General features: G+C 71.0%; 20 protein-coding genes. 8 read left to right on the forward strand and 12 right to left on the reverse strand.

Annotation, left to right across the window (positions count from 1 at the left end):
• The 3 genes from ACWCQK_RS31810 to ACWCQK_RS31820 all read right to left on the reverse strand — a co-directional run.
• The coding region (locus ACWCQK_RS31810; RefSeq protein WP_451160891.1) for a potassium-transporting ATPase subunit KdpA at positions 1-249 on the reverse strand (249 nt) is incomplete at its 3' end.
• Between the two features lie 8 nt (positions 250-257).
• Positions 258-347, reverse strand: a complete 90-nt coding sequence (gene kdpF, locus ACWCQK_RS31815) for a K(+)-transporting ATPase subunit F (protein WP_451160893.1) — start codon at positions 345-347, stop codon at positions 258-260.
• Positions 348-623: 276 nt separating this feature from the next.
• Positions 624-3,182, reverse strand: coding sequence for an ATP-binding protein (locus tag ACWCQK_RS31820; RefSeq protein WP_451160895.1), 2,559 nt, complete (start codon positions 3,180-3,182; stop codon positions 624-626).
• A 258-nt stretch (positions 3,183-3,440) separates the two neighbouring features.
• Between ACWCQK_RS31820 and ACWCQK_RS31825 the strand changes: the two genes are divergently transcribed.
• The gene (locus ACWCQK_RS31825; protein ID WP_451160897.1) at positions 3,441-5,033 is read left to right on the forward strand and encodes a Na+/H+ antiporter; all 1,593 of its coding nucleotides are present in this window, start codon (positions 3,441-3,443) and stop codon (positions 5,031-5,033) included.
• A 55-nt stretch (positions 5,034-5,088) separates the two neighbouring features.
• On the opposite strand, the gene ACWCQK_RS31830 is transcribed toward ACWCQK_RS31825, so the two are convergent.
• Positions 5,089-6,501: a hypothetical protein gene (locus tag ACWCQK_RS31830; RefSeq protein WP_451160899.1), complete on the reverse strand. Its 1,413-nt coding sequence runs from the start codon at positions 6,499-6,501 to the stop codon at positions 5,089-5,091.
• A 669-nt stretch (positions 6,502-7,170) separates the two neighbouring features.
• Between ACWCQK_RS31830 and ACWCQK_RS31835 the strand changes: the two genes are divergently transcribed.
• Both ACWCQK_RS31835 and ACWCQK_RS31840 read left to right on the forward strand, forming a co-directional pair.
• Positions 7,171-7,983 (forward strand): SDR family NAD(P)-dependent oxidoreductase, encoded by an 813-nt coding sequence (locus ACWCQK_RS31835; RefSeq protein WP_451160901.1) that lies wholly within the window; start codon positions 7,171-7,173, stop codon positions 7,981-7,983.
• Positions 7,984-8,171: 188 nt separating this feature from the next.
• Positions 8,172-8,948: a GNAT family N-acetyltransferase gene (locus ACWCQK_RS31840; RefSeq protein ID WP_451160903.1), complete on the forward strand. Its 777-nt coding sequence runs from the start codon at positions 8,172-8,174 to the stop codon at positions 8,946-8,948.
• A gap of 193 nt (positions 8,949-9,141) precedes the next feature.
• On the opposite strand, the gene ACWCQK_RS31845 is transcribed toward ACWCQK_RS31840, so the two are convergent.
• Positions 9,142-10,440: an amidohydrolase family protein gene (locus ACWCQK_RS31845; RefSeq protein WP_451160904.1), complete on the reverse strand. Its 1,299-nt coding sequence runs from the start codon at positions 10,438-10,440 to the stop codon at positions 9,142-9,144.
• Positions 10,441-10,591: 151 nt separating this feature from the next.
• On the reverse strand, positions 10,592-11,776 hold the full coding sequence (locus tag ACWCQK_RS31850) for a trans-sulfuration enzyme family protein (protein ID WP_451160906.1): 1,185 nt from the start codon (positions 11,774-11,776) through the stop codon (positions 10,592-10,594).
• Between the two features lie 155 nt (positions 11,777-11,931).
• On the opposite strand from ACWCQK_RS31850, the gene ACWCQK_RS31855 reads away from it, so the two are divergent.
• Positions 11,932-12,375 carry an Lrp/AsnC family transcriptional regulator gene (locus ACWCQK_RS31855; RefSeq protein ID WP_451160908.1) on the forward strand — a complete coding sequence of 148 codons (444 nt, stop codon included), beginning with the start codon at positions 11,932-11,934 and terminating at the stop codon, positions 12,373-12,375.
• Between the two features lie 134 nt (positions 12,376-12,509).
• On the opposite strand, the gene ACWCQK_RS31860 is transcribed toward ACWCQK_RS31855, so the two are convergent.
• Positions 12,510-13,352, reverse strand: coding sequence for a PhzF family phenazine biosynthesis protein (locus tag ACWCQK_RS31860; protein WP_451160910.1), 843 nt, complete (start codon positions 13,350-13,352; stop codon positions 12,510-12,512).
• Positions 13,353-13,628: 276 nt separating this feature from the next.
• Complete coding sequence (locus ACWCQK_RS31865; RefSeq protein ID WP_451160912.1) at positions 13,629-14,162, reverse strand: MarR family winged helix-turn-helix transcriptional regulator; 534 nt, start codon at positions 14,160-14,162, stop codon at positions 13,629-13,631.
• 31 nt (positions 14,163-14,193) lie between these two features.
• Between ACWCQK_RS31865 and ACWCQK_RS31870 the strand changes: the two genes are divergently transcribed.
• Entirely contained in the window at positions 14,194-15,249 is a 1,056-nt protein-coding gene (locus ACWCQK_RS31870; protein ID WP_451160914.1) for a DMT family transporter, read from the forward strand.
• Between the two features lie 377 nt (positions 15,250-15,626).
• Here the strand turns inward: ACWCQK_RS31870 and ACWCQK_RS31875 are convergent, their stop codons facing one another.
• The 3 genes from ACWCQK_RS31875 to ACWCQK_RS31885 all read right to left on the reverse strand — a co-directional run bounded on the left by ACWCQK_RS31875 (position 15,627) and on the right by ACWCQK_RS31885 (position 19,119).
• On the reverse strand, positions 15,627-17,090 hold the full coding sequence (locus ACWCQK_RS31875) for an aldehyde dehydrogenase family protein (RefSeq protein ID WP_451160915.1): 1,464 nt from the start codon (positions 17,088-17,090) through the stop codon (positions 15,627-15,629).
• 307 nt (positions 17,091-17,397) lie between these two features.
• The gene (locus ACWCQK_RS31880) at positions 17,398-18,606 is read right to left on the reverse strand and encodes an alpha/beta fold hydrolase (RefSeq protein WP_451160917.1); all 1,209 of its coding nucleotides are present in this window, start codon (positions 18,604-18,606) and stop codon (positions 17,398-17,400) included.
• Between the two features lie 87 nt (positions 18,607-18,693).
• Entirely contained in the window at positions 18,694-19,119 is a 426-nt protein-coding gene (locus tag ACWCQK_RS31885) for a nuclear transport factor 2 family protein (protein WP_451160919.1), read from the reverse strand.
• A 192-nt stretch (positions 19,120-19,311) separates the two neighbouring features.
• On the opposite strand from ACWCQK_RS31885, the gene ACWCQK_RS31890 reads away from it, so the two are divergent.
• The 3 genes from ACWCQK_RS31890 to ACWCQK_RS31900 all read left to right on the forward strand — a co-directional run bounded on the left by ACWCQK_RS31890 (position 19,312) and on the right by ACWCQK_RS31900 (position 21,960).
• Positions 19,312-19,779 (forward strand): winged helix-turn-helix transcriptional regulator, encoded by a 468-nt coding sequence (locus tag ACWCQK_RS31890; protein WP_451160921.1) that lies wholly within the window; start codon positions 19,312-19,314, stop codon positions 19,777-19,779.
• A 294-nt stretch (positions 19,780-20,073) separates the two neighbouring features.
• The gene (locus ACWCQK_RS31895; protein ID WP_451160923.1) at positions 20,074-20,679 is read left to right on the forward strand and encodes a CGNR zinc finger domain-containing protein; all 606 of its coding nucleotides are present in this window, start codon (positions 20,074-20,076) and stop codon (positions 20,677-20,679) included.
• A gap of 423 nt (positions 20,680-21,102) precedes the next feature.
• A complete protein-coding gene (locus ACWCQK_RS31900; protein WP_451160925.1) occupies positions 21,103-21,960 on the forward strand; it encodes an MBL fold metallo-hydrolase in 858 nt (285 codons plus the stop codon).
• 102 nt (positions 21,961-22,062) lie between these two features.
• Here ACWCQK_RS31900 and ACWCQK_RS31905 read toward each other — a convergent pair whose 3' ends face one another.
• On the reverse strand, positions 22,063-23,064 hold the full coding sequence (locus tag ACWCQK_RS31905) for an acyl-CoA desaturase (RefSeq protein WP_451160927.1): 1,002 nt from the start codon (positions 23,062-23,064) through the stop codon (positions 22,063-22,065).
• Positions 23,065-23,154 lie beyond the last annotated feature (90 nt).

A 23,154-nucleotide genomic window follows, 5' to 3' on the forward strand; every position in this document is an offset into this window, starting at 1 on the left:
GAGCCGCTGCAGCAGGTAGAGGAAGAGGACGCCGACGGCGGAGAAGGCCAGGACACCGCGCAGGTAAGCGGGCCAGCGCATCTCCGTGTTCGGATGGGCACCGATGCCCTTGTAGATCCACTTCTCGACACGCCAGTGCTTGTCGGAGGAGTAGACCTTGGCCATGTAGTTGCCGAGGGGGACGTAGGCGAGTGCCAGCGCCGCTATCAGTGCGAGGAACTGGAGTACGCCGGCGAGAACGGGACCCATGTCGTGCCTCAGAACCTCTCCGGGAAGACGAGAGCGAGGACGAGGTAGCCCAGCAGGACGACGGCCACGACGAGGCCGACGATATTCTCGGCACTCACAGCTTCGTCACCCCCTTGGCGACGAAGGCCACCAGCGCGAACACCGCGATCGTGGTGACGACGAAGATCACGTCGGCCATCGTGAACTCCTAGCAGAGGTTCGGGATCGGGCCTGTCCGGCTCGGCCCCGGGGTCGGCACGGTGACCCGGGTGCCGGGTTCGCGGACCGTCGTACGACACACGTACGACGCTGCCACGCGGCCGACTGCCCGGCGCCCCGAGGCAAGCCGAACGAGTGGGATCCCGGGGTTCTCGTGAAACAGCCCCTACCGCGTGTCAGTGACGGGACCCGGGCCCGCCGCCTCCTGGGCTCCGCATACCACCGAGGTGCTCCGTCCGCTCGGCGAAGGGCAGCGACAGCACCATGGTCAGGCCCCCGCCGGGCGTGTCCTCCGGCGTGAGGGTGCCGTCCATCGCCTCGGTCAGGCCCCGCGAGAGTGCCAGCCCCAGGCCGAGGCCGGTGGTGTTGTCGGTGTCACCCAGACGCTGGAAGGGCTCGAAGAGGCGGTCACGGTCATGGGGCGGAACGCCGGGACCCCGGTCCACGACCCGCACCTCGACGCGGCCCGCGTGCGCGCTGGCGGTCAGCAGCACCTTGCTGCCGGCCGACGTGTGCCGGGCCGCGTTGGCGACGAGGTTGGCGATCACCCGCTCCAGCAGGGGCGGGTCCGCCAACACGGCCGGAACCTCCTCCAGATCGCCCACCTCGACTTCGGAGGTGTCGGCCAGTGCGGCCGGGAGGACCTCTTCCAACGCCGTGGCCCGCATGTTCAGCGTGAGCACGCCCGCCTGGAGGCGGCTGAGGTCGAGCAGGTTCTCGACCAGGCGGTTGAGCCTGGCCATGGACTCGTCCGCGGTGGCGAGGAGTTCGTCCCGGTCCTCGTCCGAGAAGTCGACGTCCCGGCTGCGCAGCGAGGCGACCGCCGCCCAGCCGGCGGCGAGCGGGGTCCGCAGGTCGTGGCCGACCGCCCGCAGCAACGCCGTACGCATCCGGTCGGCGGCCCTCACCGGCTCCGCCTCGGCCGCCGCCTCGGCCAGCCGGGCCCGCTCGACCGCCGACCCCACGTGTGCGGCGAAGGCGGCGAGGACGCGGAGCTCGGACGACGGAAGGGTACGGCCGCGCAGCACCAGGAAGGCGCCGGGCCCCGCGGGCACGGCCGTCACGCCGTCCTCCCCGGGCGGCTCGTCCACCAGCTCCGCGGAGTCCATGCCGAACGTCTCGCGGGTCCGCTCCACCAACGCCGGGATCGTCGCACCACCGCGCACGATGGTGCCTGCGAGCGAGGACATGGTCTCCGCCTCCGCGGTGGCCCGCGCCGAGCGCCGGGACAGGCGCAGCGAGCGGTCCACGACGGCGGCCACTATGGCCGCGACCACCACGAAGACCCCCAGCGCCAGCAACGCGTTCGGGTCGTCCAGCGTGAACCTGCCGATGGGCGGGATGAACCAGTAGTTGAGCAGCAGCGACGCCGTCACCGCCGCGATCACCGCCGACACCACTCCGCCGATGCAGGCCACGCCCACCACGGTGAGCAGGAAGAGCAGCGCCTCGCTGGTGAGGTTGAGTCTGGCGCGGGCCGTGTCCGGATTCAGCAGGAAGGTGAGGACCACGGGCAGCAGCAGCCCTGTGACCGGGCCCGCGACCCTGCGCGCGGTCGAGAGGGTACGGCGGCGGAAGGGCAACAGCGTGCCCCGTCCGGCGCGTTCGTGCGTGACCGTGTGGATGTCGATGTCGCCGGAGAGTTCGACGACCGTCTCGCCGGTGCCGCGTCCGGTGACGAAGCGCTCGACGCGGCCGCGGCGGCTGGTGCCCAGGACGAGCTGGGTGGCGTTCTCGGCGCGGGCGAACTCCACCAGGGCGGTGGCGACGTCGTCGCCGACGACCGAGTGGTAGGTACCGCCGAGGTCCTCGATGAGCCGCCGCTGCCGGGCGAGTGAGGCGTGTGAGGTGCCCGCGGCGAATCCGTCGCTGCGGGTCACATGCACGGCGAGCAGGTCGCCGCTGGCCGACCGGTCGGCGATGCGGGCGGCCCGCCGGATGAGGGTGTCTCCCTCCGGTCCGCCGGTGAGCGCGACGACGACCCGCTCCCTCGTCTCCCACACCCGGCCGATGCCGTGCTCGGAGCGGTACGACTGGAGCGCCTCGTCCACCCGGTCGGCGACCCACAGCAGGGCGAGCTGGCGCAGGGCGGTCAGGTTGCCGGGGCGGAAGTAGTTGGCGAGGGCGGCGTCGACCTTCTCGGGTGCGTAGATGTTTCCGTGCGCCATACGACGGCGCAGCCCCTCCGGCGGAATGTCCACCAGCTCGATCTGCTCGGCACGCCGTACGACCTCGTCGGGCACCGTCTCTCGCTGGGGGACCCGGGTGATCTTCTCGACGACGTCGTTGAGGGATTCCAGGTGCTGGATGTTCAGCGCCGTGATGACGTCGATGCCGGCGGCGAGCAGTTCCTCGATGTCCTGCCAACGCTTGGCGTTGCGGCCTTCTCCGGGCACGTTGCTGTGGGCGATCTCGTCCACCAGCGCGACCTGCGGGCGTCGCGCGAGGACCGCGGCGAGGTCCATCTCCTCGAACTCCCGGCCGCGGTAGGAGCAGGGCGCACGCCGGATGACCTCCAGGCCGTCGACCATCGCCTCCGTGCCCCGGCGCCCGTGGCACTCCACGAACCCCACCACCACATCGGCGCCGCGTGCCGCCCGGCGACGCCCCTCGTCGAGCATGTGGTAGGTCTTGCCGACGCCGGGAGCCGCTCCCAGGTAGACCTTGAGCCGACCGGGCCGTACCGCACCTCCACCGGGCCGTGCCTCATTCCCACCGGGCCGTACGTCACTCATATCGGTCCGTACGTCATTCATCGCAGCCGATGTGCTCCGCTCGCTGGAGGTCCAATACCGGGGGGAAAAGGTTTACTTCCCCTTACCGAAGCGCTTGTGCGTGTCGTTCCGCGCGGTCCTTGACGCGTCCTTGGCACCGGTCACGTGGACGTTGACACCGCTTTGATGGGCGCCGGCCCGATAGAGTGAAAGCGGTGTGCCGGGAAGTCTGGTCGGCGGGGAGCCACAAGGTCTCCTTCTCGTGGCCGAAGGAATGGCATGCGCAGCGTAGGAACGGTCCTGGCTCTCGTGGTACTGGCCACCGTGGTGGCCACCTTCGCGCGCCGCTGGCGGATACCCGCGCCCTCCCTGCTCGCGGTCGCGGGCCTCGCCGTAGCACTGCTGCCGGGTTCTCCGACGATCCAGATCAGCCCGGAGATCATCGGCCTCGTCGTGCTGCCACCTCTCCTGTACGCGAGCGCCGAGGAACTGCCGTGGCGCGAACTGCGCACCGTGTGGCGGCCTGTCGGGGTGCTGTCGACGGGCCTGGTCCTGGCCTCGGCCGCCGCGGTCGGGGCGGTCGCCTCGTTGGTCACTCCGCTGTCGTGGCAGATGGCGCTCGTGCTGGGGTCGGTGCTCGCGAGCACCGACCCGGTGGCGGTGACCGCGCTCGGCCGGCGGCTGGCGCTGCCGCCCAAGGTGCAGGTGCTGGTGCAGGCCGAGAGCCTGTTCAACGACGCGACGTCGCTCGTCCTCTTTCGGGTCGCGGTGAGCGTCGCTGTCGCCTCGGCGGCGGTCGGCTGGGGTACGGCGGCGAGTGAGTTCGCGCTGCTGGCGGGTGGCGGCATGGTCATCGGCGGGGTCGTCGCGGGCGTGGTGACGCTGATCCGGCGGCGCACCGAGGACCCGGTCCTGGAGACCGTGATCGCGCTCGTCACGCCCTACGCGGCCTACGTCCTGGCCGAGGCGGCGCACGCCTCGGGTGTCACGTCCGTCGTGGTGGCCGGGGTCGTCGTCGGCGGCCGGAGCGACCGCCTGACCAACGCCCGCATCCGCCTCCAACTGCACGCCGTCTACGGCACAGTGGTCTTCCTGCTGGAGAGCGTGGTGTTCTCGCTCATCGGACTGGCACTGCCCGCCCAGGTGCGGGCGCTTTCCGACAGCAGCCGGGCCTGGCCGCTGTACGCGCTCGCCGTCGCCGCCACGCTGATCGCCATGCGCATGCTGTGGCTGGCGCCGCTGTCGGCGGTGGTCCAGCGCGAGAGCGGCATCCAGCGCGTGAACTGGCGGGTGCCGCTCGTACTGACCTGGGCGGGAACCCGGGGAGTCGTCCCGCTGGCGGCGGCCCTGTCCATCCCGGTGACGACGAGGGCCGGGACCATACTCACGGAGCGCCCGCTGGTCCTCGTCCTGACGACGTCCGTCGTGGTCGTCACGCTCGTCGTGCAGGGCTTCACGCTGGCGCCCGTCGTACGCCGCTCGGGCATCGCGCTGGAGCCCGACCACACCGAACGCGAGGAGGCCGAGGCCCGCTGTGGTCTGGCGAGCGCGGGCCTGGAGCGCCTGGACGAGATCTCCGAACTGGAGGCCGTCCCCGACGTCGTCCTCGACCGGCTTCGCCGCAGCCTGACGGCCCGCCTCGACGCCGCGAGGGATCGCCTCGGGCAGGCCGACGGCGACGGCGCTCCGACCGAGTCCGCCGACCTCACCTACCGCCAGCTACGACGCGATCTGATCACGGTCGAGGAGGCCGAGCTCCAGCGCCTGTACGACGAACACCGCATCAGCGACACGACCCGGCGCCGCCTGCAACGCTCGCTGGACCTGGAGGAGGCGCGGCTCGCGGACGCTCACGGCCTGTCCCACGGTTGACGCGGGGGTCCTGGCCGCGGCACGCGGAGTCCGCCGGCGCCGAGCGCTCCGCGCCTCAGCGGAACTCCGCGAACCTCGGCCGCAGTCCGAGGGCGGTGAGCGCGGCCACCGCGACGAGGGCTCCCAGAGCCCCGGGCAGCAGATCCCGCACTGCTGAGCGGCCGGCGTGCGTCGAGGCGCTGAAGTGCCGGCGGTTGATGTCGGTGACCTCGTCCAGTGCCGCCATCCACGCCCCGAAGTGCGCGTTCGACGTGCCCGCCGCCCAGCCCATGCAGAACGCGATGGCCTCGCGTTCCCTGCCCTGCGTGAGCAGAGCGCGGATCTCGCGGTCGTCGCGCTGATACACGGCGTACGTCTCGACCGTCCGCTCCGCCGCGGCCCGTTCGCCGGTGAAGGTGATGTTGTCGAGTTCCCGCCGGAACTCGCCGGTGAAGCGGAGTGCCTCGTGGTCGGAACGGTATGCCTGCCACGTGGTGGCCAGTTCGTCGTCGTACGTGTGGAGGGTCGCGCCCTTGAGCCCGTACAGCTCCTGTGACTTGGTGAGGAAGGCCTGTGCGTACTGGTCCCGTCGCTCGGCGTCGAGGAGATAGCGGCTCTCGTCGGCGTTGGCGTCGTAGGCGATCGCGCGGGCCCGGGAGAGCGCCACGACGGAGTCGAAGGCGTCTCGCCGTGCCCCGCGCAGGTCCTCGGCGGTGGCCGACAGCGCCTGCACCCCGAGGAGGACGGCGAGCAGCGCGCAGACGGTGGCGGCCAGGACGCCGGGGTTGAGGATCCGGCGGAACCGGCGGGCCACGTACCACTGGAGGACACCGAGCGAGACGAGGAGAAGTACGCCGAGGGCGACAGCGACGGCGGTCCGGGTCGCCAGGGCCGAACGGGCCTGTGCGTAGCGCGTGTCGAACGCACGGTTGTTGGAGTCCACCAACTCCCTTGCGCTGGGCAGGAGGTGACCGCGCAGCAGGTCGGTGGCTCTGCGGTAGTCCGCGAGTGCGGCCGGCTTGCCACCGGCGCGGCCGTCGTTCTCCAGGGCGCGGCCTATCAGCTCCTGGTACTCGGCGAAGTCGTCGGTCAGGGATTCCACGGTGTGCTCGTCGGCGGGGTCGCCCTGGGCGGCCACGGCGAGCGCGCGCAGGTCATGGCCGATGGCACGGCGCGCGTCACGGTAGAAGCCGGCCGCCTTCTCGTACGGCGTCACCTGACGCCCCTTGCCCGCGTTCCCGCCGGCCAGCAGCATGTTGGCGGCTTGCGCGTCCATGTCGTTCAGGGCGAGGTCGAGGTCGGCGGCGCTGGTGGTGCGCGGCGCGTCACGGCCCGCGACAGCGTCCCAGGTGCTGGTCGCGGCGAGCCCGGCCGACGCGAGCAACAGGGCCAGGACCGCGGCGATCGAGAGGACGGCCCCGCGCAGGAGACGCAGCCGAGCGGGCGGGGAGGCCCAGTAGCGGCGCCGCAGCGCGGCCCACACGGTCACGCTCTCGCGGCGGAGCCGACGCTCTCGGGGACCCGGCCGCGAACCTGGCCGGCCTGCGGGCGGGGCGACCGTACCGGGATATGTCCGTGTCTGTGCGTCAGTCCCGGTCTCCGCCTCGGAACTGCGCGTGGTGCCGGCCGTGATGGTCACGAGCCCTCCAACGTCACGCCACGGACGGGCGCCCGTGTCCCCCGTGACGCTCAGTCTGGAATCGGTTGCGGCTGCCGACGCCGTCCGTTGACACGCTTCTGACGCTTCCTCAGGTGACCTTGACGACGTGTTGACGTCGCTCCGCGCGCTGCGGGCAGTGCGCCGCACGTCGTCGTCCAAGGGCCTCCGACAGCCGAACCGAGCCCGCAAAGGAAGCGTTCATACACGTCAGGGGCGCGTATCGGATCAGGAGTCGCTCTTGTACGCGGCGTTCGGGGCGGCTTCCATGTCACCTGTGAACAGCGCACGGCTTCATTGCGACCGGCCGCCGAATCCCGGCGCCACCCCTTGCGCGCCTCACCGCTCGGAAACGCCCGCGTCCGCTCTCCGTTGAGACCGACGCGTCGTCCGTAGCCCTCGGGGCGCCGTGATTCGTTCCGGCGCCCCGTTCCTCGTATCCGTCCATGTTCGGCGTCCCCGCACTGGGGCCGCCGACGTGCCCGCGACCTCGGATGGACCATGTCTGATCGCTCTCTTCTTCCCGGCCGCACCGTTCTCGTCACGGGGGCCACCTCCGGCATCGGCCTGGAGACCGCCCGGCAGCTCGCCGAACGCGGTGCCACCGTGCTGCTGCACGGCCGCACCGCCGAGGAGGCGCGCGCCGCCGCCGACCGCCTGATCGCCATGGCGGGCATCGATGACGCCCGACTTCTCCCTGTGGCGGCCGACTTCACCCGTCTCGACGAGGTTGAGGCCCTGGCGGACCGAGTCGTCGCCGAACACCCGCACCTCGACGTGCTCGTCAACAACGCGGGCATCGCGGCACCGGAGCAGCACACCGTCACCACGGACGGCAACGAGATCGCCTTCCAGGTCAACTTCCTCGCCCACTACCTCCTGACCTGCCTGCTGGAATCCGCGCTCACCAGCGACCCCGGCGGCCGAGTCGTCAATGTCTCGTCGTCCCTGCACCGCACCGCGAACATCCAGTGGAGCGACCCCAACCGCGTCCGCCACTACTCCCGGCTCGCCGTCTACGCCCAGTCGCGACTGGCGCTCACCGTCTTCGCGGCCGACCCGCGCGTCACCGCGGTCTCCGTCCACCCCGGGGTCTGCGACACGGCCCTGCTGCCGCTGTACGCGCACGAGGGCTCCGCGCCGGCGGAGGGTGCCCGGTACGTGGTCCGCCTCTGCGACCCGGCCGTAGAGATCGTGAACGGCGCGTACTACGACCGTGCCGACTGCGTCGCACCGGCCTTGGCCGCCACCGATGACCGCACGGTCAGGCGCCTGAACAAACTCGCCGACCACCTGGTCGGCCGCGCCGCTTGAACTCCGCTTTCACATGGCGCAGTTGACCCCCATGTCGACGAGCGACCGCAAGAGGTGGGCCCATCACAAGAACTGGGCCCACCACGAGAGGAGAGCCGGCCACGGCCGCGAGGCCGGTCGGCGCTGAGCCCCCGGGGCGACCCCACCACACACAGAGGTCGCCCCACATCTGGTGAAAGGCGACCACTGTGATCCAGCTCCTCCCCCACCAGATCCCCGCGCTCTCCCGGTGGTTCCCCGCGGCGGCGCCCGGCCCCGCCGCCCTCGCCGAACACGCCCTGACGACCGGGACCGGGCGCTGGTGGGCCGACCGCGTGGTCCACCCACGCGCCGTCGCCGTACGCTGCGCCGACCACGCCCTGCTGCGCGGTGACCCGGACGTGCTCACGGCCGACGACCTCATGCCGCTGTCCGACTGCCACATCGACGCGCCTGACCGTTTCCTCCCCGCCCTCGCCAAGGCCTTCGACCAGGTCACCCCGTGGGAGCGCATGGTGTACGTACAGCGCATGCCGCCCTCCTCGACACCCCGTCTCCCGTGGGGCGTGACGGTACGACGGCTGACACCGGAGCACGCCCCGGCTCTCGCCGAACTCGACACCGACGTGGCGTGGATCCACGGCACATGGGGCGGACCGACCGCGCTGGCGGCCTCCGGCCTCGGCTGGGCCGCCTTCCACAAGGACCGCATCCTCACCGTGGCCTGCGCCCACCTCCTGAGCAGCAGATACGAGGACGTCGCCTGCGTCACGGTCCCCGAGCACCGGCGCGAACACCTCGCCATCGCCTGTGTCACCGCCCTGTGCGGGGACATCGCGACCCGCGGCCACAGCGCCAGTTGGTCCTGCTCCCGCGACAACCGCCCCAGCCGGCTGCTCGCCTGGACCGCCGGCTTTCGCCTGGAGCGCGAGTACGTGCACTACGTGGCCGGACGTCCCACCCGACACGATCACCTCACCGCGTAGTCCCGCGTGCGACCCGGACCAGCGCGTTCGCCGCTACCCGCCCCCGCGCGGCAGGCCGGTCGGCACGGCACGAGGGCCGCGGGCCGGTCGGCACGGCACGAGGGCCGCGGGCCGGTCGGCACGGCACGAGGGCCGCAGGCCGTCCCACTCCTCCGGATCCCCTCCCCGTTCCGACGTACGCGGCCGAGTGCCCCTACTCCGATTCGGGCCGCGGGCGCCATGTGCCGTCGAGTGGGATACCGGCGGCCGCCGCGATCCGGTCGCGTGACGCGACCAGCCGGGACCTCGAGGCCGGCAAGTCCACGCCCACCAGGACACCGTCGCGTTTGACCACGCGTCCGGCGACGAGGACGGTGTCCACCAGGCCGGGATGGCCGGCGCTGACGATGGTGGCGACCGGGTCGGTGACCGGGAACACGGTCAGGTCGTCGGTGCGCAGCAGGATGACGTCGGCGTCCTTGCCGGGCGTGATGCTGCCCGTTCGGGCGTCGAGCCCGCACGACCGGGCGGCGTCGACGGTGGCGAACTCCAGCAGGTCCCGGGAGCGCAGACCGCCGTCCAGGCCACGCTGCACGGCGAAGGCGGTACGCATGGTGGAGAACATGTCGCCGCCGACCGAGGGGACGTCGTCGATGGACAGCGTCGGGCGCAGACCGGCGGCCAGCGCCCGGCCGGTCATCGGCGATCCGAACCCCATCTTCAGCTCGACGTCCGGGCTGATCGACAGCGAACTGCCCGCGTCCGCGAGCATCCGCAGCTCTTCGTCACTGATCCCGTTGCCGTGCACGAACGTGGTGGTGTCGCGCAGCAGCCCGTGCTCGCGCAACGCGGCGACCGGGCGCTGTGTTCCGACGGCGCCGATGTGCAGGCTGGTGCGCAGGCCGAGTTCGGCCGCGAGTTTCAGTTCCCGGGCGACGGTGTCCATGCTCGTGTCCTCGGGCCCGCGCAGCCCCAGCGCCATGGTGACCAGGCCGTCCCCGGTCAGCTCGGAGCGGACCCGGCGGACCCCGGCGTCGACGGGGTCGGGGGTACCCCATCCGGCGCCGAGGCAGAAGATCGAGCGCCCCGGCGCGTCCCGCAGCGCCGCGACGGCGGCGTCCTCGTGCTCGTGGCCCTGCGCGACGTGGTACCAGTCCAGCATCGTGGTCACACCGGAGTGCAGGGCTTCGAGGCGGCCGAGCAGGGTGCCCGCGTAGACGTCCTCGGGCTGGTAGTGGGGTTTGACCGTGCCGTGCATGGCCAACGCCCACTCGGGGAACGTCCAGTCCGCGCCGACGCCTCGGAACGCGGTCTGCCAGGTGTGGCGGTGGTTGTCGACGAAGCCGGGCATGACGATCCGGTCGGTCGCGTCGATCACCTCGGCGTCCGGCGCGTCGACGCGCTCGGCCACCTCGACGATCACACCGTCCTCGATCAGCACGTCACCGCGGTCGAGATCGCCGACAGCCGGGTCCATGCTGACCACGGTGCCGCCGGTGAGCAGGGTTTTCATGGGATGAACTCCTTCACGGACGCTTACGGATCGTTGTCGTGCGCACGCCGCCCTGCCGTAGCCGTAGATGCAGACGTAGCCGTAGTGAGGGCGGGGCGACCGAGGCTCGGCGAGCGTGCGTCGGCGTCTCCGCCTCAGCGCGAGCGGCCGCTCAGGTGGTCGCGGCGTCGGCGAGCACCGCGTCGGCCGCGGCGAGCGCGTCGGCGACCAGGTCGGCCGTGTCCTCCGTGCCCGCGGCCAACCGGACGAGGCCCGTAGGGACCGACTCGGCGATCTGTTCGTCGCTGAGCATCCCGCGCCACATGGACGCCGGGTGCACGGCCAGCGATTCCACGCCGCCGAGGCTGGCCGACCGGCGGGGGTAGCGCAGCCGGCCGAGGAAGGCGTCGGCCCTCTCGAACCCACCGGCGAACTCGATCCCGAGCACCCCGCCGAAACCGCTCATCTGACTGACGGCCAACTGGTGCTGCGGGTGGGCCGCCAGACCCGGATAGTGCACCTTCGCCACCGCCGGATGCGCGTTCAGCGCCTCCGCGAGCGCCAGACCGTTGGCGTTGTGCCGCGGCACCCGCAGCGGCAGGGTGCGCATACCGCGCAGCAGCAGCCACGCGTCGATCGGGCCGAGCGTGGCACCGGTGAGCAGGCCGACGTCCCAGATCCGGTCCAGGATGTTCGCCGGCCCGGCCAGCACTCCCGCGGAGACGTCCGAATGGCCGTTGAGGTATTTGGTCGCGCTGTGCCAGACCAGATCGATGCCGAACTCCGCCGGTCGCTGGTTCAGTGGAGTGGCGAAAGTGTTGTCCGCCATGGTCAGCACATCGTGCGCGCGGGCCAGGTCCGCGACGGCGCGCAGGTCGGTGATCCGCAACAGCGGGTTGCTCGGGGATTCCAGCAGGATCAGGCGGGTCCGCGAGGTCAGTGCCTTCGCGAACGCCTCCGGGTCGGTCTGGTCCACCAGGGTGGTCGACACACCGAGGCGTGGCAGCAGCTTCAGCAGCACCGACGCCGTACCCCCGTAGGTGGACTTCTGCCCGATGACGTGGTCACCGGCGGACACCAAGGCCAGCACGGCCGTGGTGAGCGCGGCCATCCCGGACGCGGTGACCATGGCCGCCTCGGTGTTCTCCAGTTCGGCGACAACGGTGGCGACCTGTGCGTGGTTCGGGTTGCCGAAGCGGGTGTAGAAGTCCTTGCCCCGCGGGTCGACGGCGGCCCGCGCGAACGTCTCGCCGTCCTCGGCCCAGAACGTCGCCGTCTGGTAGATGGGGGGTGCCACGGCACGGCTGGGATGGACATCGCGATCGGCGTGAACGGTGATGGTGCTCTTGCCCGGCATGGCTGCCCTTCCGTGGACCGTCGATGTGACTCCCCCACCAGCGTGACCGACCGACGCTCCGATGCAGCCGAATTTCGGCAACTTTGGCAGCATATTGCGCCCGCTGGAGGCGCAGGATTGTGGTAGAGGGCGAGCGAGAGCAATAATCTGCCACCATGGACGAAGTGGACCGGTTGATTCTGTCGGTACTCGAACAGCACGGCCGCATGAGCAACAGCGAGCTCGCCGCCCGGGTGGGGCTGTCGCCGTCGCCCTGTCTGCGGCGCGTACGTCAGCTGGAGGAAGCCGGAGTGATTCGCGGCTACCGCGCGCTGATCGATCCCGCCGCGGTCGGCCGGAGTCTGCGTGTGTTCGCGGGTGTCCGGCTGATGCGGCACACCCGCGCGGACGTCGTCGCGTTCGAACGTGAGGTCACCCGGCTGCCCGAGGTGGTCGCCTGCCACCACATCACCGGCAACTTCGACTATCTGCTCCAGGTGGAGGTGGCCGACCTGCCGGCCTACGAGGACTTCCACGCCAACCAGCTGGCCGCCCTGCCCGGCGTGGCCACGGTGACCAGCTACGTCAGCATGAAGACGCTCTCCGCCGACACCACGTGACGGACCCGCCCCGGCCCGGTGGTCCGGCGCATGGATCGCCGCGCGGCTGTCCGCGCCCCGGCAACTGCCCGCGGAGGCTCGGGCGGTGAGGCCGTGAGGGGATGGCTCACTGGCACGGCGAGACGGTGGGACGGTCAGAGTGTGATGGTGCCGCGGACGCACACGGTGGCGGCGCCGCTGACCCAGACGGTGCCGTCCGTGTCCGCGGTGATCTCGATGCTCGCGGCGCGTCCCAGTCTGGTGCCCTGGGAGACCCGGTAGGTGGAGGGTGCGGCGCCGGTCGAGGTGAGCCACTGACCGACGGCGGCGTTCATGCTGCCGCACGCGGGGTCCTCGGGCACCCCGGCGCCTGGGGCGAAGGTACGCATCTCGAAGTGGTGCCGATGCCCGCGGGGGTGGGCCCCGATCGCGCCGATCATCGCGTCCGGGATGAGGGAGAGGTCGGGTTCGAGGGCGAGGACCTCCTCGGCTGTGGACAGTTGGACCACGGCCCAGCCCGGACCGTTGTCGACCCACTGATGGGCGACAACGCGGTCACGCGTGATGCCGAACGCGGCCAGGACCTGGTGCAGATGATCGTCGTCGAGCGCGCCCTCGCGCACCCGCGGCGGGGCGGCGAAGGACAGCGCGTGCTCGCCACGGCGCACGGTGACCAGACCGGCGGCGCACTCCTGCACGAGGTGGTCGGCGTGCCGCGGTATGCCGCAGCCGTCCAGCCAGGCGCGTGCGGAGCCGAGGGTGGGGTGCCCGGCGAACGGCAACTCGCTCCGGGGAGTGAAGATCCGCAACCGGTAGTCCGCCTCCGGGACGGTGGGGGGCATCACGAACGTGGTCTCGGACAGATTCGTCCAACGCGCCAGGCGCTGCATCTCCTCGTCGGTGAGGTCCGACCCGTCCAGGACGACCGCGACCGGGTTGCCGGCATAGGGACGCGTGGAAAACACGTCGACCTGCACGAACGAGCGTATACGCGGCATGCTCATCAGGGCCTTTCAGTGGCGGCGGCGGATCCTGCGCGTCCCACCCGTCGGCGGAAGCGATCCATCCCACCGCGCGCCCGCACGGCCAGGACAGGGCCAGCCGCGACAAAGTGGATTGATCGGCGGGGACTTGAGGCAACCACCCGCGTCGCCCGTAGCCCCTTTGGCCGCGTCGCTGCCGGACGGATGGGGAGGTCAGTCACCGTCGGACGGATGGGGAGTCAGCCGCCGTCGGACGGATGGGGAGTCAGTCGCTGCCGGACGGGTGGGAGATCAGTCGCTGTCGGACGGGCGGGGGCGGTCCATGCGGGCGAGCCACGCCGTCAGCAGTGTCTCCATGGCCGAAGCCTCCACGGGCGTCAAGTGGTCCAGCAGGCGGCGCTCGTTGCGCATGTGGTCGGTGAACGCCCGGTCGACGAGTTCCAGGCCGGGTGTGGTGAGGGCGACGATCCTGCCCCGTTGGTCGTCGTCGGACCGGCGGCGGGTGACGAGACCGGCGCGCTCCAGGCTGTCGATTCTCTTCGTCATCGCGCCGGTGGTGACCATGGTGTGCGCGGCGAGCTCGCCGGGTGCCCGTTCATACGGCTCGCCCGAACGCCTCAGCGCGCACAGGACGTCGAACTCCCCCTCGCTCAGGCCGTATCGGCCGTAGACGAGACGGAGCTCCTCGCTGAGCCGGTCCGCCAGACGATGCAGTCGGCCGATCACTCCTTGCGGGGTCACGTCGACCTCGGGGCGCTCACGGCGCCACTCGTCCTGGATGCGCGCCACGCGGTCCATCGATTGCGAGTCTTCCATGGCTTCCATATTACCTTCCCAGGAAGCTAGATTAGCTTCCATGGAAGCTAATGCTCGATGGCTCGCGCTGACGGCGGTCGCGCCGGTGGCCTGGGGAGCCAACTACTTCGTCACCCGTGAGTTCCTCCCGGTGGATCGCCCCCTGTACGGGGCTGCCCTGCGGGCACTGCCGGCCGGCCTCGTCCTGCTGGCCGTCCGCGGACGACGGCCCCGCGGCGCGTGGTGGTGGCGATCCGCCGTACTGGGCCTGGTCAACGTGAGCGTGTTCTTCGTCCTCGTCTACGCCTCCTCCCAACTGCTGCCGACGAGCGTCGCCTCGACGGTCATGGCGGTCTCCCCGCTGACGATGATGTTCCTCGCATGGCCCCTGGTGGCCGAGCGTCCCCGGGTCCCGCACCTGGCCGGTGCCATGGTCGGGCTCGTCGGCGTATGTCTCATGCTGCTCACCGGTGCGGAGGCGATCAGCGCGGCGGGGATCCTCGCCTCGGCGGCGGCCGTACTCGTGTCGTCCTTCGGCCATGTCCTGGCCAAGCGATGGAGCCACGACGCGGACCTGATCGCCACGACCTCCTGGCAGCTCACCGCCGGAGGGCTGTTCCTGCTTCCGGTAGCCGTGGCGGTGGAGGGCACTCCGCCCACGATGTCCACCCCCACGGTTCTCGCCTTCTGCTACGTCACCCTGGTGGCCACCGCACTGGGCTTCACCGCCTGGTTCACCGGACTGAGGCACCTGCCCGCGGGCACCGTGGGACTGATCGGACTCCTCAACCCCGTCACGGGCGTGTTCCTCGGCACCGCCCTCGCCGGAGAGGTGCTGACGATTCAGCAACTGGGCGGGCTGGCCCTGGTCCTGGCGGGCGTCGCCCTCGGCCGGCCCACCCGCACGGGTCGACGTGCCGGTGACCAGACATCCGCTCCATCCGCTTCCAACGAAGGAGCACATGGTCAAGCCGCTATGACCAGCACCGAGGAGTCGTCCCGGACGGGGGCGAGCCACGGTCTCGTCACGGAGATCCCACGCGGGCCGTTGTCGCCCGAGGCGAGGCGCGCGCGTGAGATACCGACGAGGTCGGAGCGGGCCAGGCAGCCTCGGTGACGGACAGCGCGCGCCGGCACACAGCGCCGACGGCGGGTCAGGAAGCACTGGCCGCCCGCTCGGGCGTGTCGACGAGGGGTGACGGCGATGGCGGTGGCGGTGGGCGTGACCACGGCACCGCCCGGGCCGGCCAACCCTCGCGAGGCCAGGGCCACTTCGAAGTCGGGGACGAGGGCGGTGCGGAGGTTGCCCGCGACGAAGACACCGAGTCCGGTGAGGAAGAGGGTGCGGCGGCCTCTGCTCGCGCGGGTCACACCGCCTCCGTACGGCGAAGGTGCGGGGGCGAGCCGGGCGCCCATCAGCCCGCCGTCCCGGCACCTGCCCGACTGCGGACTGCGGACTGCGGACTGCGGACTGCGGACAGTCGTCGGCCGGCGCTACTTCAGTCGCGCGTTGACCTCGTCGAGCGCGGAGGCGATCCGGTCGTGGATCTGGGCGGGTCCCTCGTCGTCGAAGGTGACGGCCTGGACGGCGAAGGGGACGGGCAACTGGGAGGTGGTGATGGCCCGTTTGTGGCTGAAGGTGTCGAATCCGGTCCTGCCGTGGTAGGCGCCCATGCCGCTCTGGCCGACACCGCCGAAGGGAACGTCGGGCAGGAAGATCTGTACCGCGAAGTCGTTGCGGGCCATTCCGCCGCTGGCCGTACGGTGCCGGAACGCGCGGAAGTCGGCGCTGTCGTCGCCGTACCAGTACGCGGCCAGCGGCGACGGACGGTCGTTGACGTAGGCGATGGCTTCCGTGATGTCGTCGTAGGGGAGCACCACGACGACCGGCCCGAAGATCTCCTCGTCGGCGACGAGCATGTCGTCGGTCACGTTCAGCAGGATCGTCGGCGGGATGCGGCGCGTGGACCGGTCCGGGAGGGCCGCCGGGTCGCCTTCGGGGACTCCCAGCACCGCGGTGGCGCCCTTGGTGACGGCGTCGTCGATCAGTCCGGTGATCCGGTCGAAGTTCCTGTCGTTGATCACGGAGGTGACGCCGGGGTGGGTGGCGTAGTCCGGGAAGAGGTCGACGAAAGCCTGCCGTGTCCTCTCCACGAACTCCTCGACATCCACGCGCGGCACGAAGACGTAGTCCGGGCCGAGGCAGAACTGTCCGCCGTTGGCCAGCCGTGAGCCCGCGACGCGGACCGCGGCGTCGGACAGGACGGCGTCATGGCCCACCACGACGGGGTTCTTGCCGCCGAGTTCGAGGGTGACGGGGGTGAGGTTCTCCGCCGCCGCCTTCTGGACGAGCTTGCCCACACCGGGAGACCCGGTGAACATCAGGTGGTTGAAAGGAAGGGCCGAGAACGCCGCGCTCAGCTCGACACCGCCGAGGACCACCGCCACCTCGGAGGGGTCGAAGTGCTTCGCGATCGCCTTGGCGAACACCTCGCCCGTGCGGACGTCACCGTCCGAGAACTTGATCATGACGCGATTGCCGGCCGCGAGGGCCTCCGCGGCGGGGTGCACCACCAGGGTGATGGGGAAGTTCCACGGGCCGACCACACCCACGACACCGAGCGGGTCGACATCGACCGTGGTCGGGAGGAAGTCGTCCGGGTACTCGACGGGCCGCATCCACTCCTCGAGGTTCGCCCGCAGGTGCTGGACCACGTCGATGGTCGTGGCGATCTCGGTGCCGAGGGTGAGGCCCACGGGCCGGTTGCCGAAGTCCGCGCTCAGGGCCTCGGCCAGCTCGTCCGCGGAGCCGAGGACGGCCGCGAGAAGCCGGTCGAGCCGGTTGCGCCGGACCTCCGCGGAGGGCGGCCCCTCCGCGAGGAACGCCTTCCGCTGGAGTGCGAGCAGAGCTTTGAGCTCGTCCACCGAGGGTTCTGTGTTGGTGACTACGGTTGTCATGGTTTTCTCCGTTACCTAAGTATTTTCATTGAAATCCGGTCGGGAGGTAACGGCGATCCGACGCCGGCGCCCCGGCGACCTCGACGGCGGCGTGCCCGGGGCCGTACCGGGCCCGGGACAGATCCGGAAGCGTGGGCATGCGCGTCCGGGCGGCTGCCGCCAGGGGGCGGGACGGCTCCATCGCGGGCTCCGGCCGGCCAGGGACAGCGCGCGGTGCACCACGGACGCACCGCTCTCCTGCGGCACCACCGCCGCGGGTGCGCGCGGACCGCGACAGCAAGCGACACCTTCGGAACCGGCAGGGACCTCAGCCCCGGTGGAAGTGGTCGGCGTCGATCTCACCGGTCAGTCGGTCGCGCAGTTCCGTGGAGAAGCGGAGGACGGCGCCCAGCGGACGGTGCTGGATGGCGACTCGGAAGGCCCGGCCGTCCGCGTTCTTGGTCAGGATGGTGACGCCCTCGATCGGCATGCCCCCGAACGCGGTGGCCTCCCACTCCAGGTACGTGCGCGGGCCGTCGACGGCCTCCCGGGTGAAGCGGAGCGACTCGTAGATCACGCTCGCCGCGCCCATCACCTTCTGCACCTGGTCGCGGCCTTCCACCGGGCGGGTCAGGATGCTCGCCTCCAGGACCACGTCCTCGGCGAACGCCTCACCGAACGCGTCGGCGGACTTCTGCGCGAAGGCGTTCGTCCACCCCTGCGGACGCGGGGTGTGCGCGGCGGGGCCACCCTCGGGACCGAGAACCTCGGCGAGGAAGCGGTCGAGGCGCACGGCGACGTCGGCCGCCCGCTCGATGTGGACCCAGTGGCCGGCCCGGGCCACCGACAGCACTGCCAGGGCGGAGAAGCGTGGCGCGATCGTGTTGTCGACCATGTCCTGGGTGACGAATCCGTCCCCCTCGCCCCGGACGAGGAGCACCGGGCCGGCGTACGCACTCGGCCGTTCGCCGAGAGGGTGTCCGGTGTTCCAGCAGTCGGCGAGGGCACGGATGACCTCCGGGCGCAGACGCCGTCCGGTCGCCACCAGCCGGTCGAGTTCCGCCTCCGGGAACGCCACGGACAACCGGTCGCGCACACCCCGCTGCCCGTCCGCGTCACCGCCCAACGAGCGGAAACGCTCGATCATCTCGTCGGGCAGGCGCACACCCCCGAGGGGAACCGGAGTCACCAGCACGAGTCCGCGGACCCGGTCGGGGCGCTGGACCGCGACCAGTTCGGCCACGGCCGCACCCATGCTCTGGCCGACGATCACGAAGGGCTTGCCCAGAGCGTCGACCACCGCGCCCACCTCGTCGGCGAACCGGTCGTAGTCGTAGGGGCCGTCCGCCGTGTCGCGGTCACCGCAGCCGGCCAGGTCCAGGGTGACGCACTCGATGCCTGGCGTGGTGAGCCGCGCGATGAGGCGGTCCCACGCGTACTGGTCGTCGAGGAAACCGTGGACGAACACCACGGCCAGATCCCCGTCGCGATCGCGCCGGTACCGTACGTCGGTGTCGGCGACGCGTTCCGTCGTCATGTGGCTCCTCCCTGTCCAGGGACGGACACCGCCCCGGGAAGGGGGCCGGTCCTGGCTTTCGCCGGAGGGCCGCCGATACCTTCCGCCTCAGTCGGCGGCGGAGGGGAAGAACTCGAGGCCTTCGATCACATCGCGCCCCTTGGCGGTGTCCGCGTACAGCCGCGCCTCCGTGATCAGTCCGTCGGTCACGGCGAACAGCAGCAGGTGCTCGTTCTCCATGATGCGGCCGTTCTTCGCCTTCGCGCGGGCCCGGACGGGTACCACCACGTGCGACCCGGCGTCGAGCACCGTGTGCAGGTCGTAGTTGAAGTACTCGTAGTAGTGGTCGAAGAGGTCCTGGTAGAAGGCCACGAAGCCGTCCCGGCCGTGGAAGGTCCCGCCGTAGGGCAGGGAGGCGGGGAAGTGGAAGACCACGTCCGCAGACATCAGAGCCACCAGGTCGGACGAGTCGTTCTTCTCGAATCCGGTGTAGGCGCGGTGGCAGGCATCAACGATCGCCTGGTTGCTCGACATGCTTCCTCCATGCTCAGGGCTGAGTGCGGGGATCAGTGAACGCGTCGCCACCCGCTCCGGCTCCCGTCCAATGGCGGGCGGCGGGACCGGAGGCCGACCACACGCGTTCCACCACCACCTAAGTTTCCATCCGGAACTCAGGACGGTCAAGGGCTGGGTTCCAGATCGCAACCCTGGAGTATCCTGTACGGCATGGAGTGGCGTGAACTTGATCTCGGCAATTGCAGCGTCGCCGCGACCTTGGGTCTGGTCGGCGAGCGGTGGACCCTTCTCATCCTGCGCGAGGTCTTCGCCGGGCTGCACCGCTTCGACGAGATCGCCGACCACCTCGGGATCTCGCGTCGCGTCCTCACCGAACGCCTGGGACAGCTCGTCGACGCGGGCCTGCTGGAGCGCCGCAGCTACAAGGAGGCCGGACAGCGCGCCCGCCAGGAGTACCACCTCACGTCGCCCGCCCACGACCTGCAGTGGGTTCTGGCCGCCCTCCTCCAGTACGGAGACAACCATCTCGGCGGCCCCGAGGGCGCACCGGCACTGCTGAACCACACCGGCTGCGGCGGCGAGGTGCACGTCGAGCTCCGCTGCTCCTGCGGGCACGAGGTCTCCGGCTCCGACGTGCAGCCGATCACCGGCCCCGGCGCCGTCAGTACGTCGCTCTGACGACAGCCGCGCCCTCCACGAGCCGCCGAGTGACGTCACGTCGTACAGCTCGCGCGGGCGCACGTCACCGGACGACGCCTCTTTTGACTCACGTGCGGCCCCACCGGAGGCCGACCGGAGACCTCTTCGCAAAGCGCGGCCCGCGAGAGCGGTAAGTCTCCTCAGCGCACACGACTTCGACAGGGGGCGTCGGAGATCACCCCCGCCGCTCGAACCGCTCAGACCTCTCACCGGAAGAGGTAAAGTGGCTGTGCACATGTCGTTCGTCATCTCGCAAGAAAGGCGGTTTCGAGGATGCCCTGGACTGCGACCGACCGATACGACCTGGAGCCCGCCCCGGGCGGACTGGCATTCGTCCAGGATCTGCTCAACACGATCTCCGCGGGCAAGCCGCGCGAGGCCGACCTCCTGGAGGACGTCGAGGACGCGCGGACGTGGCTCGCCCAGGCACTCGCGAAGTGGAGCGGCGAGACCCGCCGCCCCGCACCCGCGGTCGAGATCACGGCCGAGGAGCTGCAGAAACTGCGCGACTTCCGGCACGACCTGCGCCGGCATCTGCAGGCGGCGGGAACGGACAGTTCACCGCAGTCGCTCCCGGCGGCCTCGCTGACGGCCACGCCGACCGCTCTCCGGATCGGCGCCGACGGCCGCATCCACGCCGAGGCGAGGGGCACGGGATGGCGCCAGGTGGCCTCCCTCGCCATGATCGAGGCTTACGAGGCCCAGTGCACCGACTCCCTGCGCCGTCTCAAGAGTTGCCGCAACACCCACTGCGCGGTCGCCTTCTTCGACCGCTCCCGGAACAACAGCGGCGTCTGGCACGACGTGCGCCTCTGCGGCAACGCGGTCAACCTGCGCAACCACCGCGCCCGCAAGCGGGCGACCGCCGAGACGGCCTGACCGGCCGCACACCGGAAGCCGATCCACCTCACGCCATCCGTCGCCCGCGGCAAACAAGGCGAACAACACGCGCGGGCCACGCGCGGCCGCCCGCCGCTTCCGCCGCTCCACAGGTCCTCCACTCCCCCGAGGTGACGAGGGCGCGGCCGCCGCAACTCCGATGCGACATACGTAAACGTGTTACGCTTATTTCCCAAGGATCACGCGAAAGCGCACCTGTCCCCCACACTCGGGCACGTACGACCAGGGTCGGCGGGACGCATGCGACGCGCCTGCCGCGCCGGTTCACGCCCGCGCCGGGCCGATCGCACCCGTCGGATCGGATCCCCTCCGCCCCCACCCTGCGAAGCGCCCGGCTCACGACCCGGCCACGGAGCGGGCGGCAGCGAGAAACCGGATTCCGCCCCAGAAGGAGGCACCACAATGACCGCATCCGCACCCAGTCCCCTGGCGTACGAGGTTCTCGTCCAGGAAGGGAACCGCCGGGCCGGTGACGAGCGGCTGCCCAACGGTGAAGGGATCGTCTCCTCGCCGCTGACGTCGACGCTGATCTTCGGGGACGAGGACGCCGTACTGGTCGACCCGCCTCTCACCATCGAGCAGACCAAGCGGGTGGGCGACTGGATCGACCGCTCCGGCAAGCGCCTGGCCTACATCTACGCCACTCACGGCCACGGCGACCACTGGTTCGGTACCGCCGATCTCGTGAAGCGCTTCCCCGGTGTCACCGTCTACGCGACCCCCGGGACCATCGAGGTCATGCACGAGCAGGCCACCGAGGGACGCGAGCAACTGTGGGACAAGCGTTTCCCCGGCCTGATCCCCGACACCCCGGTCCTGGCCCAGCCCGTCCCCGCCGAGGGCTTCCTGCTGGAGGGCAACCTCATCGAGGCCGTCGAGGTCGGTCACACCGACACCGACAAGACCACGGTCCTGCACGTGCCGTCGATCGGACTCGTGGTGGCCGGCGACGTCGTCTACAACGGCGTCCACCAGTACATCCTCGAAGGCGGCGACGGCGGCCTCCAGGAATGGCTCCAGGCCCTCGACCGTGTCGCCGCGCTCCAGCCGCGCCACGTCGTGGCCGGCCACAAGAACAAGGATCTGCCCGACGACCCGGCCACGATCGAGGAGACCCGCCAGTACCTCCTGGACGCCATCCGCCTGCTCGGCCAGAAGCCCACCGCACGCGAGTACTTCGACCGGATGACGACCCTCTACCCGGACCGGCTCAACCCCGGACCGGTCTGGTACGGAGCGGTCGGCCTGCTCGGTGCCTGACGGAGACGAGGGGCCCATCCCGTCGGCGGCCGGGCTTCCGGCCGCCGACGTGTCCGTCCGTACGGGTCGTGGGGTGCCGTTCTCGCCGTACCCCGCGGGATGTCAGACGGCGGGCCGGCTCGGGTCGGCCGCATCGGGGAGCAGCCGGGCGCTGAGACGGTCCGGGCTCGGCCAGCGCACGTCGTGGGCCCAGCGCAGCTGCTCGAACACCCGGATGAGGCGTGCCGACGGATCGAGCTGGCCCGGCAGCACGCCGTGGCGCGCGCCCGTGGGGTCGGCGTGATGTGAGTTGTGCCAGCTCTCGCCGAAGGACAGCAGGGCGAGCGGCCAGAAGTTGGTGGCCTTGTCCCGGCTCATGAACGGGCGGGTGCCCGCGACGTGGCATACCGAGTTCACCGACCACGTGACGTGGTGCAGCAGCGCCATCCGGATCACGCCGGCCCAGATGAACCCGGTCAGGGCGCCGGTCCAGGTGCCGGTGACGAGCCCGCCGACCAGTGCCGGGAGCAGCAGCGAGACGGCGGTCAGCAGCCCGAAGAGCCGACCGATGAGCCGCAGGTCGGGATCGGCGGCGATGTCGGGCGCGAACCGGGCGCGGTTGCTCAGCTCGCGCTTCAGCATCCAGCCGATGTGCGCGTGGAGGAGCCCCTTGAGCAGCGCGCGGGTGTCGCTTCCGTAGCGCCAGGGCGAGTGCGGGTCGCCCTCTCGGTCGGCGAAGGCGTGATGACGGCGGTGGTTCGCCACCCACTGGACCGGTGAACCCTCGACGCCCAGCGAACCCGCGACGGCCAGGGCGATCCGCAGGCCCCGCCGCGCCTTGAAGGAACGATGCGTGAAGAGACGGTGGTATCCGACCGTGAGTCCGAAGCCGGACACGAGGTAGGCGACCACCGCCATGCCGATGTCCAGCGCGGACAGGCCCCATCCCCATACGAACGGCGCCACGGCGATCAGGCAGATCGGCGGGCCCACGACGAAGATCCACATGGCCACCCCCGCCGCGGCTGTCTGCGGGGTGTCGAGCAGCGGCTTGACCTCGCCCGCGGCTGCGACGTCGCGTTCGGCCACAGCCCCTTCAGCACGGTCGGTGTCGCTCGGGTTCATCGATTCCTCGCCGTTGCTCGAGCCATTTCGGATGTGGTGCCGGGGCGGCCGGGATCACGCGCGCTTCCGCGCGCTGTGGAGCCCACGCGC

The organism is Streptomyces sp. NPDC002306, from assembly GCF_053593435.1.